This window comes from Pseudoalteromonas sp. NC201 (assembly GCF_002850255.1).
In the GTDB taxonomy this organism is placed as follows: Bacteria; Pseudomonadota; Gammaproteobacteria; order Enterobacterales; family Alteromonadaceae; genus Pseudoalteromonas.
Genome location: NZ_CP022522.1, coordinates 1,883,425 through 1,900,204, shown reverse-complemented (window position 1 = coordinate 1,900,204; position 16,780 = coordinate 1,883,425). Strand labels below are relative to the sequence as shown.

The 16,780-nt window shown below is 43.1% G+C and carries 10 protein-coding genes; all 10 read right to left on the bottom strand.

What is annotated here, in order from left to right:
• Position 1: 1 nt before the first annotated feature.
• Complete coding sequence (locus PNC201_RS07925) at positions 2-232, bottom strand: glutaredoxin family protein (protein ID WP_010604639.1); 231 nt, start codon at positions 230-232, stop codon at positions 2-4.
• A complete protein-coding gene (gene rlmKL / locus PNC201_RS07920) occupies positions 225-2,336 on the bottom strand; it encodes a bifunctional 23S rRNA (guanine(2069)-N(7))-methyltransferase RlmK/23S rRNA (guanine(2445)-N(2))-methyltransferase RlmL (protein WP_010604638.1) in 2,112 nt (703 codons plus the stop codon). Before rlmKL ends, PNC201_RS07925 begins: the two co-directional genes overlap by 8 nt.
• Positions 2,337-2,428: 92 nt before the next feature.
• Positions 2,429-2,812 (bottom strand): zf-TFIIB domain-containing protein, encoded by a 384-nt coding sequence (locus tag PNC201_RS07915; protein WP_102056716.1) that lies wholly within the window; start codon positions 2,810-2,812, stop codon positions 2,429-2,431.
• Positions 2,813-2,901: 89 nt separating this feature from the next.
• The gene (locus tag PNC201_RS07910) at positions 2,902-3,378 is read right to left on the bottom strand and encodes a cell division protein ZapC domain-containing protein (protein WP_233525232.1); all 477 of its coding nucleotides are present in this window, start codon (positions 3,376-3,378) and stop codon (positions 2,902-2,904) included.
• 172 nt (positions 3,379-3,550) lie between these two features.
• On the bottom strand, positions 3,551-4,561 hold the full coding sequence (gene pyrD / locus PNC201_RS07905) for a quinone-dependent dihydroorotate dehydrogenase (RefSeq protein ID WP_102056714.1): 1,011 nt from the start codon (positions 4,559-4,561) through the stop codon (positions 3,551-3,553).
• A gap of 137 nt (positions 4,562-4,698) precedes the next feature.
• Positions 4,699-9,537, bottom strand: a complete 4,839-nt coding sequence (locus tag PNC201_RS07900; protein WP_010604634.1) for an NAD-glutamate dehydrogenase — start codon at positions 9,535-9,537, stop codon at positions 4,699-4,701.
• A 211-nt stretch (positions 9,538-9,748) separates the two neighbouring features.
• Complete coding sequence (locus PNC201_RS07895) at positions 9,749-12,070, bottom strand: efflux RND transporter permease subunit (RefSeq protein ID WP_102056713.1); 2,322 nt, start codon at positions 12,068-12,070, stop codon at positions 9,749-9,751.
• Entirely contained in the window at positions 12,070-13,071 is a 1,002-nt protein-coding gene (locus PNC201_RS07890; protein ID WP_233525248.1) for a WD40/YVTN/BNR-like repeat-containing protein, read from the bottom strand. Before PNC201_RS07890 ends, PNC201_RS07895 begins: the two co-directional genes overlap by 1 nt.
• Positions 13,072-13,149: 78 nt before the next feature.
• The gene (locus tag PNC201_RS07885; RefSeq protein ID WP_017218691.1) at positions 13,150-14,517 is read right to left on the bottom strand and encodes a DUF1329 domain-containing protein; all 1,368 of its coding nucleotides are present in this window, start codon (positions 14,515-14,517) and stop codon (positions 13,150-13,152) included.
• Between the two features lie 11 nt (positions 14,518-14,528).
• Positions 14,529-16,628, bottom strand: coding sequence for a DUF1302 domain-containing protein (locus PNC201_RS07880; RefSeq protein ID WP_010604629.1), 2,100 nt, complete (start codon positions 16,626-16,628; stop codon positions 14,529-14,531).
• Between the last annotated feature and the right edge of the window lie 152 nt (positions 16,629-16,780).

The following is a 16,780-nucleotide window of genomic DNA, read 5'->3' as shown; positions in this document are numbered from 1 at the left end:
ATTATTCTATAAATTCTTGTAGTTGTTGTTGAGTAAAAGGCCAGCCAAGTTCCTGACCTGTCTCGCCTTTTTTAATCACTGGAATTCTATATTGATATTCCGTCATCGTCTCTTTACTATCGACGATATCAACGAGTTCAATTTCGGCTTCAGGCAAAAATTGAATTAACATCGCCAATGCTTCTTCACAAAGATGACAACCATCGGTGTGAAATAAAGTACATTTAATCATGACGGATCAACCAGCTGTTGTGAATTTGTTTGTTACGCTTAAAATCCAAAGACAAGGTTTGCGATGAGTATTCCTCAGCGGTTAGGCCAAGTGCCGCAAGTCCCATTTCATCGATTTTAAATCCGCGTTTGTTGTTAGAAAACAGTAGTACACCGTTCGGTGCTAATATCTTCTTTACCCAACCAAATAGTTTTAAATGATCTCTTTGTACATCAAATGCGTCAGACATACGTTTAGAGTTAGAGAATGTTGGTGGGTCTAAGAATATCAAATCATATTGACCAACTGCTCTTTCAAGCCATTTTAAGCAATCCGCTTGCTCAAATCTGAAACGTGGATTCTTCAAACCATTTAGCTCAAAGTTTTCCTCAGCCCATTTTAGATAGGTCTTTGACATATCTACTGTGGTAACAGACTTAGCACCGCCAACTGCAGCGTGCACAGAAGCACTACCTGTGTATGCAAATAGATTCAACACGCGTTTATCTTTCGAATGTTGCTGAATAAACTTGCGGGCTAAACGGTGGTCAAGGAATAGACCAGTATCGAGATAATCAAATAGGTTAACCTTAAACTTAGCACCGTACTCTTCTACTACCTCAGTACGGTTTTGCTTGTCTAGGGCTTTGTATTGTTCTTGACCTTTTTGGCGCTTTCTTACTTTTACCGCGATGTTTAGCGGGTCGATATTAAGCTGCTCGGCGGTCAGTGTGATCACGTCTTGCAAACGTTTTTGTGCAACGCTATCGTCAATTTCTTTTGGCGCTTTGTATTCAAAGATGACTGCGTTGTCGTTATATACATCAACCGCAACATTGTACTCAGGGATATCCGCGTCATAAACACGATATGCATTAACGTCTTCTTTTTTCAGCCAAGATTTTAAGCCTTGTAGATTTTTCTTCAAGCGGTTGCCAAACGCAGTCGAGCCTTCAAAATTAAGCCCACTGCTCTGTTTATTTTGCTGTACCTGCATTTCATTCATTTCATACAAGTTAAGCAGCACATCGAGCGGGCCATTTTTGAATTTATAAGACTTTTTACGCGCTAGTTTTAGCACTTTTAATAGGCTTTCTTCACTCGCAAGTAACGCCAAATTCCAGTCTTTATAGTGCTTTTTAAAGGCGATACCCATATTGCGATATAGCGTAATAATTTCAGCCATACCACCTAGACGTTCGCCATAAGGCAAGTTACTCAGCACAGTGCCAGGACGTTTAGCAGCAAGGCTAAGGTGATTGGCATCTTCAAACTTAAACTTAATATGTGACTCAACGCCTGCGCGCTTGGCATTACGCTCAGCAATTGACAGCACACGTTCATCGATATCACTACCGATCAGCCATAAGCTCTTGTGCTCTGGTTGTACCTTTAATTGTGCTTTAAGCTCGGTGAACTTACTTTCACGAAAACTCGGCAAGCGTTTAAAGGCAAAATCTTTATTAAGGTTAGTAGGTAAGCCAAGCGCCATAGATGCCGCTTCAATTAATAACGTGCCAGAACCACAGCAGGGGTCAAAAAGCGGCTTATTAGTATCTTCAAGCCAGCCGCTACGTTTAACCAGCGCTGCCGCTAAATGTTCACGAATTGGCGCTTTACCTTGTTTGTCACGATAACCTCTATCAGATAAGCGAGGTCCCGAGAAATCGATATATAGCACACAGCCTTGCTTAGATAATTTCGCTATGATGCGAATATCCGGTGTCTGTTTGTCAACATCTGGACGTTGCTCAAACAGATCATTGAAGTAGTCAACGATCCCATCCTTAACCACCAAGCCAGAGAATTGCGTATTTTTAAGCGCATTATTCGTACCATTAAACTCTACTGCAAAGGTCTGCTTTGGGCTAAACCAATCTTGCCATGCCTGAAAACGAACAAACTTGTAGAGAGAATCTTTGTCATTCACTTCTGGTTTGTCATCAATAAGCAACATCACGCGCGTTGCAAATCGTGTCATCATACAGAACTTTTGTACGTCTAGATTAGCACCTGTGAACTTAACTGAACCAACGGTTTGCTTATTTATTTCAAAACCAAACTCGGTTAATTCTTCAACCAGTAACTGCTCTACACCAATAGATGTCAATGCGATAAATTGCAATTTGAATACCCTTAAATTTCAACTGGGCGCAGTATAACACACAAGTTATCGTTAGTTATTAGTTGAGCTTGGTTGTATGGGGATAAATTACGTTAAAAATTTAGCAAGTTCAGAAAATTTAACTTATCTAGCGCGCTTATGTTCGAGTTCCTGCTTTGGTAATTTTGCAGTAAGTTATGGAGCTCCCCTTTTTCAAACCACACGCCACCACAGCACCCGCACTCACTAAAACTAGCTTCAAAGAGCGTATAGTCTTTAAGTGTATGACCATCATCAGGGCATAATTGTAAAACGTCACGCTCAACCAACGACCGCTTCGCAGTAAAATCGGTATAACTAAAGTGATAAGTATGTTTAATGGAATCAATAAATTTGCGCGGCAACCAAATGGCACCGCATGACTGACATTGATAACCGCAATGTCCTTCAGCGTCGGCATAAGTTAGTTTTAATGTTTTATCGCAGAGGCAGCGCATTCTGTTTCCTAGATCAACAAACAACTCAAATTAGGTACAGATTAATACAGGAAATAATTGCTGGTCAATAAACGATGAGATGAAATTGGCTATGCGCTTTGATGAACTCGGTGTGTTAACACAAGAGGCGCTAACCGATCGTTCAGTACTTTTATCGCTTGAAATTGTTCAAGCTCTATTCCCTCATCAAGAATAAATTGCTCACTCAAGCTTAAACAAAGACTTGACTGACCATCATGCTCGATAATTAGAAACTCGCCGCGGCTTAACTTGGAATTTAAACACACAACCGCCTCACTCACAGGTTCACCACCAAAATATGGCTTAAAAAACCAGCTTTTTGCTTGCATCGGTTGCAGATGAAACTTTGCCGCAGTTGCATTTAAAGCGATTTGGCAGCATCTGGGCTCATTCCAAACACCAAACCCGCAAAGGTAGGAAAATACACTCTGATAAAATTCAGCTTCGCTGAGACTAAAATTGGGATTAGCGGTTGAGTCCTCAGTAAGGTGGCGCAAACGAAAAGGCGTGCAAAGCTGAAGCTCGTCACCCAAATCAATTAACAACCTGTTCCTTTCTGTGCAGCGGATCCATTGCCACTCTTTTGAAGCTTGCAAAACTTCTCTCCCACCAACCAATTAGCTCAACTAGTAAGTGGGAGTATAACGCGAAAAACGCAATGATGAAATTTTTTATAATAACGTTTTGTTTTGGATCATTTAGTTATATGACCGATCCTTATAAGGACGAAACGATCTTTTTAACAAGCGCTGGACCTTCATATATAAAGCCTGTGTAGACTTGTACTAAATCTGCACCAGCTGAAAATTTCTCTTTTGCAGATTCCGCACTGTCAATACCACCTACACCGATGATTGGTAGCTTACCGTCGGTAATACGCTTCAATTCGCTGACAACATGCGTCGATTTTTCACGAACAGGTCTACCAGACAAACCGCCTGCTTCATTACCGTGCTCTAGGTTTTCTACCGCATCACGGGCTAATGTTGTATTAGTTGCAATAACACCATCGATACGATTATTAACTAATGATTCTGCTATCTGAGTTAATTGAACGCCATCAACATCTGGTGCGATCTTTACCAACATAGGCACCGACTTGTTATGCTTGGCGATCAGATCCATCTGTTCATTTTTCAGGCTTTGCAATAGATCGTCCAGCGCCTCGCCATATTGTAGATCTCTAAGACCCGGTGTATTTGGTGAAGAGATATTCACAGTGATATATGAAGCTTGCTCAAATACTTTTCTCATACAGTGAATGTAGTCATCTTTACCTTGCTCATTCGGTGTATCTTTATTTTTACCAATGTTGATCCCAAGGATCCCATCGTATTTTGCTGCTTTTACATTGTTGACTAGGTAATCAACGCCCTTGTTATTGAATCCCATGCGGTTAATAATCGCATTTGCTTCGGGTAGACGAAAGATCCGAGGCTTGTCGTTGCCCGCTTGTGGTCTCGGCGTGACAGTCCCTACTTCAATAAAACCAAAACCCATTTGCGCAAATGCTTCGATACACTCAGCATTTTTATCAAGACCGGCGGCCAACCCGACTGGATTTTTAAACTCTAACCCTAGAAAATTAACTGGTTTGTCTTGAACTGATTGAGACCATGCAAGGCTCATTGGCGTATTCGCAAAGCGGCGCAGGTTGTTTAGGGCAAAATCGTGTGCCCACTCCGCATCTTTATTAAACATAAAACGACGCGCAAGATCGTAAAACATGGTAGCTCCTCAGTATTGATAACGTAATCGACTTAGCTAAAATTACCCAAGTGTAACTTTAGCTAAATGGATTATGCCAATGGCATTAGACAAAAAAATACCCCAGTCAAAGCTGGGGTATTGTAGCGATTTCTAGATTATTTGGAAGTATCGCAGTTATGGCTTAGTAACATTAGCTCACGAAGTGCAACTGAGAACTTAGCAAAGTCATGACTTTGCGACGTCTTAAACTCAGTTAGCATTTGCTGCCAACGGTGTAGTAAGCCTGCTTGCTTATCCATCCACTGTTCAATCTGTTCATTGATATCACTGTCATCACCAGCAAAGCTGTTTAACACAACCTCTGACAATGAACGCTGTTGCCAATCAAGCTCTTCACGATATGAAGCTCGAGCAAGCGCCTGCCAATGGTTTGCAACAGGTTGAGCCGTGATTTGGTCAAGGAACCAATGTAGACCCATGTTTGCACCGAGCGTGAAGTAGGTATTAGACACAACACCGATCTTACGACCTGAGCTATGTGCAACTTCCGCTAAGTCCATGACCGAGAACAAGCTTGAAAGTGACACGATACGCAGTGCAATTTCAGCTGGTACACCTTGAGATTCAAGGTCACGTGCTTTATCAACGATCTGCTCGCTTTCATTTGCAACCATGTAGTTGTGTAGATTTGCACTTAAATCTTTAAATGTTGGTGCAAAGAACGCGATGGTTTGCTCGATAGTTTGAGACTTGTCACGGTGACGCAAGAACCAACGCGTTGCACGGCGAACTGTACGACGTAATTGATATAGCATTTCCGTTTGAACTGCCGCTGGGATCTTATTATCTAGCGCAGAAATCGCTGACCACGTTTCCTTCATTTCAAAGATTGCACTTGCAATTGAGTAGCAAACCGCAATTTCTGCATCCGTTGCACCTGTCTCTTCGTGCATACGAACCATGAAGTTTAGACCCATATCGTTAACGATATTGTTTGCAAGTTTCGTTGCAATGATCTCTTTACGTAGCGGGTGATTATCCATCGCAGCATTGAAGCGCTCGCGCAGCGGTGCTGGGAACGAGTTCACTAGCAACTGACGGTAGTATGGATTTTCTGAGATCTCATCAACAACTAATGTCTCTTTTAATACCATCTTAGAGTAAGAAACCAGTACAGATAGCTCAGGACGCGTTAGGTCTTTACCTGCCGCCGCACGCTCTGCTAGCTCTTCATCAGTTGGTAAGAATTCGATTGCACGATTTAACTTGCCGTCTTTTTCAAGTGCATGGATAAAGCGTACTTTCTCTTTCAGCGTCGCTGGACCTTTAGACTTAGTAACCGAAAGCGTGTGCGTTTGACGGTAACAATCTTTCAGTACCAATTCTGATACTTCATCAGTCATTGAATACAGTAATTCGTTACGCTGCTTATTCGTCAATTCACCTTCAGCAACTAGGCCGTTAAGTAGGATCTTGATATTAACTTCATTATCCGAACAGGCAACACCACCTACGTTGTCGATAAAGTCAGTGTTGATACGACCGCCGTTTGAAGCAAATTCGATACGACCCAGCTGAGTAGCACCTAAGTTACCACCTTCACCAAATATCTTCGCACCAAGCTCACCACCGTTGATACGTAGCGCGTCGTTTGCACGGTCGCCTACTTCAGCGTCAGTTTCAGATTTAGACTTGATGTAAGTACCAATACCACCATTCCACAGTAAATCAACTGGCATCTTCAATAATGCTTTGATCAACTCGTTTGGTGTCATGCTCGACTTCTTAGTGCCTATCATTTTCTTCATTTCAGCGCTTAGCGTAATTGCTTTCGCTGCACGAGAGAAAATACCACCGCCCTCAGAGATCAGATCCTTATTATAATCTTCCCAGCTTGAACGTGGCAGATTAAATAGACGCTCACGCTCTACATACGAGCTTGCTGCATCTGGGTTTGGATCGATAAAGATGTGCATGTGGTTGAATGCCGCTTGTAAGCGAATGTGCTTAGATAGCAGCATCCCGTTACCAAATACGTCACCACCCATATCACCGATACCAACTGCAGTAAAATCAGTCGTCTGACAGTCAATGTCCATTTCGCGGAAGTGACGCTTAACCGATTCCCAAGCGCCCTTAGCAGTAATACCCATCTTCTTGTGGTCGTAACCAATTGAACCACCTGACGCGAAAGCGTCACCAAGCCAGAAGTTATATGATTCAGCGATACCATTTGCGATATCAGAGAAAGTCGCAGTCCCTTTGTCCGCTGCAACAACTAGGTATGGGTCGTCTTCGTCGTGACGTACAACATCCACTGGCGGCACAATGTCACCATGTACGATGTTATCTGTGATGTCTAGTAGACCACGGATGAAGATCTTGTAACACTCTTGGCCTTCTTTGAAGAACGCTTCACGTTCAGTTGGAAGTTGTTTACAAACAAAACCGCCTTTAGAGCCCACAGGTACGATAACTGTATTCTTAACCTGCTGTGCTTTAACTAGGCCAAGTACTTCTGTGCGGAAATCTTCACGACGGTCTGACCAACGTAGACCACCACGAGCCACTTTACCGCCACGTAGGTGAACACCTTCTACACGTGGAGAGTATACGAAGATTTCAAACGCTGGTAATGGCAATGGCATATCTGGCACTGCACTTGGCTGGATCTTGAATGACGTATACGACTTATTCGTGCCATCAGCTTCTTTTTGATAGAAGTTAGTACGCAGCGTTGCATTGATCATATCAACGTACAAACGAATGATACGGTCATCATCTAGATTCGCTACGTTTTCAAGCTCAAGGTAGATTGCATCAACAACCTTCTGAAGTGCCTTTTCAGTGGCAACTTTCTTCGGTGCAAACTTCTTCACGAATAGATCAACGATCATCGCTGCAATGTGCGGGTAACGGTCAAATGTATTTTCGATGTAAGATTGCGAGAACGTCACACCAATTTGGCGCATGTATTTAGCATATGCGCGTAAGATAGATGCTTCACGACCAGTTAGACCACCTAATAACACTAAACGGTTGAAACCATCGTTTTCTAGGCGGTTATTCCACACATTGGTCAATGCCGCACGGAAACGTGCTGATACTTTGTCAAAATCTGTGATCCCTTTGCTGTCGATAAGCATAGAGAAATCCATGATCCAGTTTACTTGACCATCAGTCGTCTTCACAGCGTATGGTGTTTCACCAATAACACGTAGACCAAAGTTCTCAAGCATTGGCATCACGTCTGATAGGTGAATTGGCTCTGCTTTATGGAACAGACTCAAACGAACAAGTTGCGACGTTGCCTCTTCTTGAGGTCTGTAGAACAGCATCTCAAGTTTGTTATCTTCGTTTAGTTGCTCTAGCTTTTCGATGTCTACTACTGCTGCACTCGGCAACACTTGGTCTTTATAAGCAGACTGGAAGGCATTCGTATATTTACGGTTTAACTCGTTACCACGAGACTCACCCGTTCTTTCAAGAAGTGCAGATTGTAACTTGTCTTCCCAAGTACGAGCGGCTTCTACCAAGTTATTTTCGATTTCTTTCACGTTGTAATCTATGTTGTTGTCATCAACACGCACGATGTAATGCGTACGCGCTAGTGTTGATTCAGAGAAAAAGGTGGTGAACTCTACTTTGTCGCTAGACTTAAATGCACGGCCTAGCAGTTGTTGAGTTTCACGGCGTAACGCTGTGTTGTATCTCTCTCTTGGCACATAAACCATACAAGAGAAGAAACGACCATACACATCCTTACGCACAAATAAGCGACACATGTCACGCTCTTGAGTTTGTAAAACGCCCATTGCCACTTCAAGTAGCTCGCTTTCGCGTGCCTGTACTAACTCATCACGAGGATAGGTTTCAAGAATATTGAGTACCGCTTTGTATGCATGAGTGCCTTTAGCAAAGTCACATTGCTCCATGATACGGTTAATTTTACTCTTAAGTACCGGAACATCTACCGCACTGTTGTTGTAGAAGCTAGAAGAGAACAAGCCAATGAAACGGTCTTCACCAATCACGTTACCTTCATCATCAAAACGCTTGATACCAACATAGTCGATATACGCTGGTCTATGAACGCGTGAAAGTGAATTTGTCTTGGTTAAGATCAACAAGTTGTTACTGCGTGCCTCTTTGCGCGCAACTTCAGGCAGTTCAGACAATAAACGGCTGTGGTCATCACCAGAGTTCTTCATCAGGCCGAGACTTGTGCCTTCAACTGGCTTCAGCTCATAGTCACCTTGAACTGGAGTCAAATCATATTGGCGGTAGCCCATAAAGGTAAAGTTGTCGCTAACCAGCCAGTCTAAAAACTCGACGGCTTCAGCAACTTCTTCTTTTGAACAACTATAATGACGGGTCGGCAGCTCTTTACTTACGCTCACCAATTTATCGCGAATTGGTAGCCAATCAGCAACCGCAACAGAAACATCATTTAAGACAGATTCAAGCTCAGCTGTAAAATCAGCGATCACCGAATCATCTGTTTGCCTGTCGATTTCGATAAAGAATACGGTCTTAGTAGACGTAGATTCTTGTTCTGCTTTTAAGTTAGAAACTGCGGTGATTGCACCTGCATCATTTCTTTGTAACTTAAGTGGAGAATGAAGTAATAGGTGAGAGACTATGTTTTTGCGATTCATCGCCATGCGCACTGAATCAACCAAAAACGGCATATCTTTAGCGATTATCTCGACAATCGTATGCGATGATTGCCATCCATCCTTTGCAACCTCTGGATTAAAAACGCGAATGACGGCATCGTCAGACTTGTTTTTATCAAGGGCATTCCAAAGGCTCAATGCTGCGCCGTATAAGTCACTGTCGTTACGATGTGCCAAATCCTCTTTAGACATGTTGCTGTACAAGGTTTTGGCAAACGTTTCGACAAGTGACACTTTGTCAGCATGGACTTTTTTATGGATAAGCTTGCAGACGTTATCTAGGATAACAGAAGCTGTGCCTTCATTTTGTGTCATTATGTGTTCCTTAATCTATACCACCTTTGAACGGTAGATTATTTGTACAGCCATTTATTAGCGTGGAGTCAGGTAAATTCTAACCTTTCTGACGCTAATAAACAGCCTTTTTGACGAAAACATTTCAAGCTTTTCAGCTGTTTGCTCATCTATTCACAAAAAATAGATATAAATCGCCAATACCAAATAAAAAGGAGCACAATTATTCACATTATTTTTTCTGGTCAGACCAGATAAGCGTTCCAATTGCCGGTAAAAGCAGCACAGCACCCAGCATATTTACCAAGAACATGAAGGTTAAAAGGATACCCATATCAACCTGGAACTTAAGCGCAGAGAAAATCCATGTGCTTACGCCAATCGCCAATGTGATACCCGTAAACAGTACCGCACTGCCTCGTTCAGCAAGTGCATTTCGATAGGCGACCGACAACGGCATACCTTGCTTAAGCTGTCCCATCATAGAGGATAGAATATAAATGCCATAATCGACACCTATTCCCACACCCAAAGCAATTACTGGTAACGTCGATACTGTTAACCCGATTTCAAGCTGCACCATAAGCGCCTGAGCCAACGTTGATACCACATATAAAGGTAGTACCACTGCGATAGTCGCTCGCACGCTCCTAAAGCTCGCTAGGCACAACAGGATCACCGCGCCGTACACATAGATCATCATAGGGACCTGCGCCTCGGAAACGGATTCATTTGTTGCCGCCATCACGCCGATTGGACCTGATGCTAATTTAAAGGCAACGTCATCAGTTCCCTCTTCTTCTGAGAACGCTTTTATCTTCGCAATCACATGGTCGATAGATTCAGCCTTATGATCTGCCATAAAGATGATAATAGGCATCACCGAACAATCACCGTTAAGTAGCCCTGAGCTTGTCTCCACTCGAGAGGTAGCTTGAACTAGAGAAGCGGTATTTCTTGGTAACGTCTGCCACTTTAAGTTACCTTCGTTGTACCCAGCATTAACCGCTTGTGCAACGGAGCTTAAAGAAACAGCCGATTGTACACTCGGTAAGTTTTCTACTCGCCATTGGAAACGACTAATACGCTCCATTGTATCGTGCTCGGTACAAGCCGCAGGTGTCGCTTCGACAATGACCTTTAAGATATCAGAAGAAATTGCATAACGGTCTGAGATAAGGAAAGTGTCTTGGTTGTATCTGGCATCTTCATGTAGCGCCGGTGCACCAGCATGTAAATCACCAATACGCATTTTTTCAGATTGCCAGTAGCCAAATGCGAATAGTACTGCACTGATAAACAAAATCACTCTGGCCACTTTTTTGTCTGTGGTTTTCACCAAGGCCTCTCGCATTGCCTCAAACATACCATGGCTGGCGTTTTTACCATCACCAAGTCGCTTAATATTTGCAGACTCAAAGAACGATGCCATTACAGGAAGCAGTACCAAGTTGGTAAAGATAATAACTGCAACCCCTAAACTGGCAGTAATAGCAAGTTCACGAATAATGCCGATGTCGATTGCCAGTAAGGTTAAGAAGCCAACGGTGTCCGAAAGTAGAGCAATGCCACCAGGGATAAGTAATGCTTTAAAGCTCGCTTCAGCAGCCACTTTGCAGCTTACCCCTTCCGCTACTTTTTTACCTATCGCGTTGATCATTTGCACACCGTGACTCACGCCAATAGCGAAGACTAAGAAAGGCACCAAAATAGACATAGGGTCAACACCAAAACCCAAAGTACTGAGTAAGCCCATCTGCCAAATCACAGCAATAAATGAACAAACAATCGGAAGCAGCGTAAGCTTAAAGCTCTTACAGAACATCCAGACCATAATAAAAGTAAAAGCAATTGCTAACGCAAAGAAAAGCACTACACCTTTCGCACCATCAGCAATGTCACCGGCCATTTTCGCAAAGCCAATAATATGTATGCTCACTTTGTCAGTGCTAAGAGGCGCTCGGATCTCAGACTCTAATTTTTGCGCAAAGGCTAAGGTATCAAGCTTTTCTTGAGTTTGCGGATCGGTTTCCATTAGCTGAGCGGTTACCATGGCACAAGAATAATCGCTCGCAACCATACGACCCACAACTTTTGCTTTTTCAATGTTCTGCTTTACAACCGCTAGGCCTTGTTCAGTAGGTTGAAAATTAGCCGGAATAATAGGTCCACCGGCAAAGCCGTCTTCTACCACCTCAACGAATCTCGCACTGGGTGCAAAGATTGAATTCACCAGTGGACGATTAACACCTGGGATAAAATAGAGCTGATCATGCACCGCTTTTAGCTGAGTGAAAAATGGCTCATTAAAGATGTCACCATCTTTATCACAAACAGAAATAAGAATACTATTTGCACCACCAAACTGTTTTTCGTGCTTCAAGTAAACTTTCATGTATTCATGATTTAGTGGAATATTTTTGTTAAATGACGCATCGAGCTGAATTTGCGTGGCTTTGAAGCTCAAAAATATCGTCGTCAGTACGAAAAAAGACACGACGGTAATACGATGCCTAAAGATGGCGTATACCAATTGATTTAAAAACGCTTGCATTAGTTGTTCACCTCTACCTCAGCAATCCCCTGCTCCGTAGCTAGAATTAGCTGATTCTTTTTAACCACACCTGCTAAAATAGAGTGGCCGGTTTTTAGTTGTTTTGAGGTTAGCTTACCTGCTTTCAACGTGAATATTACGCCGCTGTTAGCAAACATATAGGTCACATTATCTTTGTGGGCAATACTATTTATTGTCGCCGTTTTTTGAGTATCAAGTTGAACTACTTGCTGTGCATTGCCAATAAATGCGTTACCCCTAAGGCCCGCAACAATAAGTTGCTTATCTGAGGTTTGATCAACAGCAAAAAATGAACCGCGATAAAAAGGCTCAAATTTTTGCCATGTTTTTCCTAAGTCATCACTTTGTGCCACAAGTCCCATTTCACCGGCAAGGTACATCATGCCTTCGGCGATCAACAGGCGATTAAAATGGGGAAGAATAAACGCCGTTTCTTGTTCGTATGCCGCGGGGTCTTGCTCTTTTAAATCGGCTAAGTAGTCGACATCATCGGGGTGAACAAATTCACTGATAAAACGTTTTGTCCAAGACTCACCACCATCAGTGGTTTCAAAAAACATGCCATAAGCGCCCACAGCAAAGCCGTGTTGTTGGTCAATAAACTCAATATCAAGACAAGGCTTTTCCAATGTTGGTAGATATTGTTTTAGCGCCCATGTTTTACCACCGTCTGTGGTTTTGATTATGCTAGCGTCGTGGCCACAAGCCCAACCAATATCTTTGCCTTTGAATGTCACAGAGGTCAACAGTGATTGAATTGGCACCTCTGCCTGCGTCCAGTTTTGCCCTTCTTGTTTAATAATTATTGTGCCGTGTTTACCTACCGCAATTAACGCATCACCGTTATCTGTAATATCCGTGAAAAGCGTTTGTTCTGGGTGAGCGACCATCAGGGCTGATTGTGCTGAAATCTGATCACTACTTTCGGCTACTGCTACATGCGCCATAGTTAAAATCGAGGCTGCTACTAACTTCTTCATCATGAGAAAACACTCGAGTTGTGAGAGGAAAGGAGGAAGAAGGCTGAAGCGAGGTTGCTTCAGCCTGATAATATTTGATTAACGGCGACCCTCACGGCGCAGCGCACCCTGAGTAAACTCGTTATCGTTGAAAGACTGACTGAAGTCATACATGTCTTCTTCGTTATCTAACCCAATCGCAAGGTAGCGACGAGAGTTTAGATCATGATAGACATCCAACGTACTCCAATGCGTCGGCACTTCGTAGTAATTAAGACCATGTGCCATCGCGACGCGATACATCTGATCACGGTTATCATAGATATCCGTTACGTGGATTTGCCAGCTATCTTCATCAATATAGAACACACGCTTTTTGTAAATATGGCGAGTACCTTCTTTCAGGTTAGCTTCGACTACCCATACGCGGTGCTTTTCATATCGTACATGCTCAGGGTTGATATGACCGGCCATCAAGATATCATCATACTTCAACTTGTCGCTATGTAGTTTGTAACTGTTGTAAGGGATATACATCTCTTTTTTGCCAACAAGTTTCCAATCATAACGGTTTGGAGAGCCGTTAAACATATCAAAGTCATCTGTTGTACGTAAGCTATCTGACGCAGTTCCTGGTGCATCATATGCAACGTTTGGCGCACGTCTTACACGACGCTGGCCTGCGTTATAGGTCCAAGCCTGACGAGGTGTCAAAATTTGGTCCATGGTTTCATGTACAAGCAATGCAGTTCCAGCGAGACGTGCAGGTTCTGTCACTTGCTGCTTAAACTTAAACAGGATATTTGACTCTTGCAACGCTTCAGGGGTTGCGTCTGTTGCAGAGTACTTAACCAATAGTTGCTCATCGAAACCGATAATGTTGTAAGCACCTGACTCCGTTGGCATCGCTTGACCGCCGAAACGTGCAATCGACAAGCCACGGAAACGCAATAGGTGGTTCCAGATAGCTTCTAAGCCATCTTTTGGCACCGGAAATGGAATACCGATAGCGGTATTTTTAATGCCGTTACCACCTTCGATCAGCTCTGCTGTAGATGCGTATTTCTTTGTTGCATCATACACAAACTGCGGATAAGACGCGCTGCGTCTAGTTGGGTAAATGTTCATTTTGAACGTTTCTGGATACGTTTCAAATAACGCAATTTGGCCAGGGCTTAATAATGACTTGTATTTATCTAAATTTGATTTATCAATTGTAAACAATACTTTGTCATCAGCAAATGGATCTGGATGGTGCATGCCCACTTCATAACCAGCTGGAGGCGCTGTGATCCCACCATTCCAAGCCGGAATACTGCCATCGGCATTACCCGCTTTCTCTGCACCGATAGGCGTCAAATCTTTACCTAAACGTGCAACTTCGTCAGCGCTCATCTTAGCCATAGCGCTGCTGGCAGACAGCATTGTAATTATTGTTGCTGCGATAAATGTAGGTTTTCTAAACATATCGAAAGCCCTTAAATTGAATACTTAATGTTGAATGAGATGAAATCACGGTCCGCAAAGGTATTCGTCTTACCACCACCCCAAAACGTGTTATAGCCAAAATCAAATGACCACGAATTTAGGTAGTTAAAGTTAAGATTAATGCCTAGCGATTTACGATCCTCAATGAATAAGAACATAGGATCCGGGGTGATACCGTTAACATCATGTGAGAACACTACGCGTGGAGAAAAATTCACACCACTGAATAGGTTGTTATACTCACCCTTTGCAATAAGGCGATAGCCCCATGCAGAAGCCGATGGGAATGGGTTGGTTTCTGGACCATTTGAAACCGCTTGGTGGATAAGATTGTAATCTCGGCCAGAAAGCCCCTCAATCGTGCCACTTCGGCCAGTACCTGAAACATTCAAACGAAGCTCATCGTACTCTGGCATGTCTTTAATAGTAACTGCGCCTACTTCACCAACCACAGCCCAACTATCTGCACCGAGCGATGGGCCGAACAAATGTGTTGCTGTAAACTGTGCTTGAATAGTGTCTCGCAAGATATAACCTTGCGCCACTTCACCAGGACCCACAAAAGCGATATCGTCCCCTTGACTAAGCTGAGATAAACCAGCCAAATCATCACGCAGACCCGCAGCGGCTAACTGCTCAACCATACCTGCGTAAAGTAGTTCAACGTCATCTATCTGTAGTGGCTCATCTTGTCTATATGCCACTTCACCAGCAAATGCGGTTTCACCGATCGCGGTATTAAAACTCAAACCATACAGTTTGATGTCTTCTGGGTAGGTAATTTGCGCTTGAGTAAAGGCATTTAAGTTAGTGACATTGTCTGCGGTAATTTGATTTTGTGCGATGTAAGCTAAATCAGCCATGATCGCTTGCTCTGTAAAGTTAGAAGCTTTACCAGAAATCAGAGGTCTACGGCTGTGGTAATTAATGTAATACAAACCAAATTCAGTGTCGTTTAGCTCTGGAGAGAAAATACCTAAGCGTAAACCGTACTGACCACCATCATCAGGTTCGCTCTTACCGTTATTCCCTTTTCCTTTAAGCGCCACTTTAGTCGGATAAGCCATATACATGGACGCTGCAGCGCTGCCAACTGCTTGTGCTGTTGGTACTACACCTTGAGCAACCAATGCGGCCGTTGCATCAGCATATAAGCTGTTTAATGCATCCGTTAGGTGATACAGATCAATATCAGGGTTTGAGGTAAAACCAAGCTGAACGTTTTGCATATAACCGTTTTCAGATGCAAAATCATTGGTTGAGAAGTAACTACCTGTTGCTGGCAATCTGGTTTCATGCCATTGATACTGATAAAAGCCTTCAAGGTTAACGTTTTCAGACAAACCAATCGACGCCCAAAGCATACCTACAGGGATAAAGGCTTCTTTTACTTCAGAGCCAGGCGCTTTCAAACGGTCAATATCCACTGGGTTGACGTTAATGCCGTGGGAAATAAGCGTACTTTCACCCCAGTTAACGACTTGCTGACCTAAACGCACGGAGAGCGGGTTTTTGCCATCATTGAGGTCAAAATCCGCCCAAACAAATGCATCTAGCAAGCGTAAATCCGAACAGACTTGTTTTCTGGTATCGTCGTCTTCACACGGGTCAACTTTTTTGCCTGAAACAGGGTTGCTATACGCAAAATCCCCATCTTCCATCGCAAAGTCGTAGAAATACATGAAACGAGTGAACAAACCATAGTTATCTTTGGTAATTGCTAAATCATGGGTACCTTTTAACAACTGAGAGAAAGTATCTCCAGAGTCAAAATTTAGGTTACCAGCATCACCATTATTTGAATAGGCACCCTGTTGTGACCAGATCTGTGACGAAGAATAGATGGTATTGCCAGTGGTTGCTTTATAACCATCCCAGTTAAACTGTGGATGATTACTTTTACCGATGAAATCAAAGTTACGATCTTCAACGCGAATGCTTTGACCATAAGAAAAAGTCGAGTCGAAGGTAATTTCGAAATCACCAACCTCAAAACTGGCCGCGTGTACTGACGTGGCGGCAGCTCCCATTACTGCCGCACTAAGACCGAGCATGATTTTGTTTTTCACAAAGAGCGATCTTTTTATCATTATTTCTCCCCCTTTTGGCGGGTCATGTCTAGAGCTTAAGCTCTTAGAGTTATTGTTTTTTGTTGTCTAAACGATAGAAGCGAAACCGCGAAAATACAAATACTGCTCCACTAAATCAACGCTTTTTCGCCTCTAGGGGCGTATTTTACTCT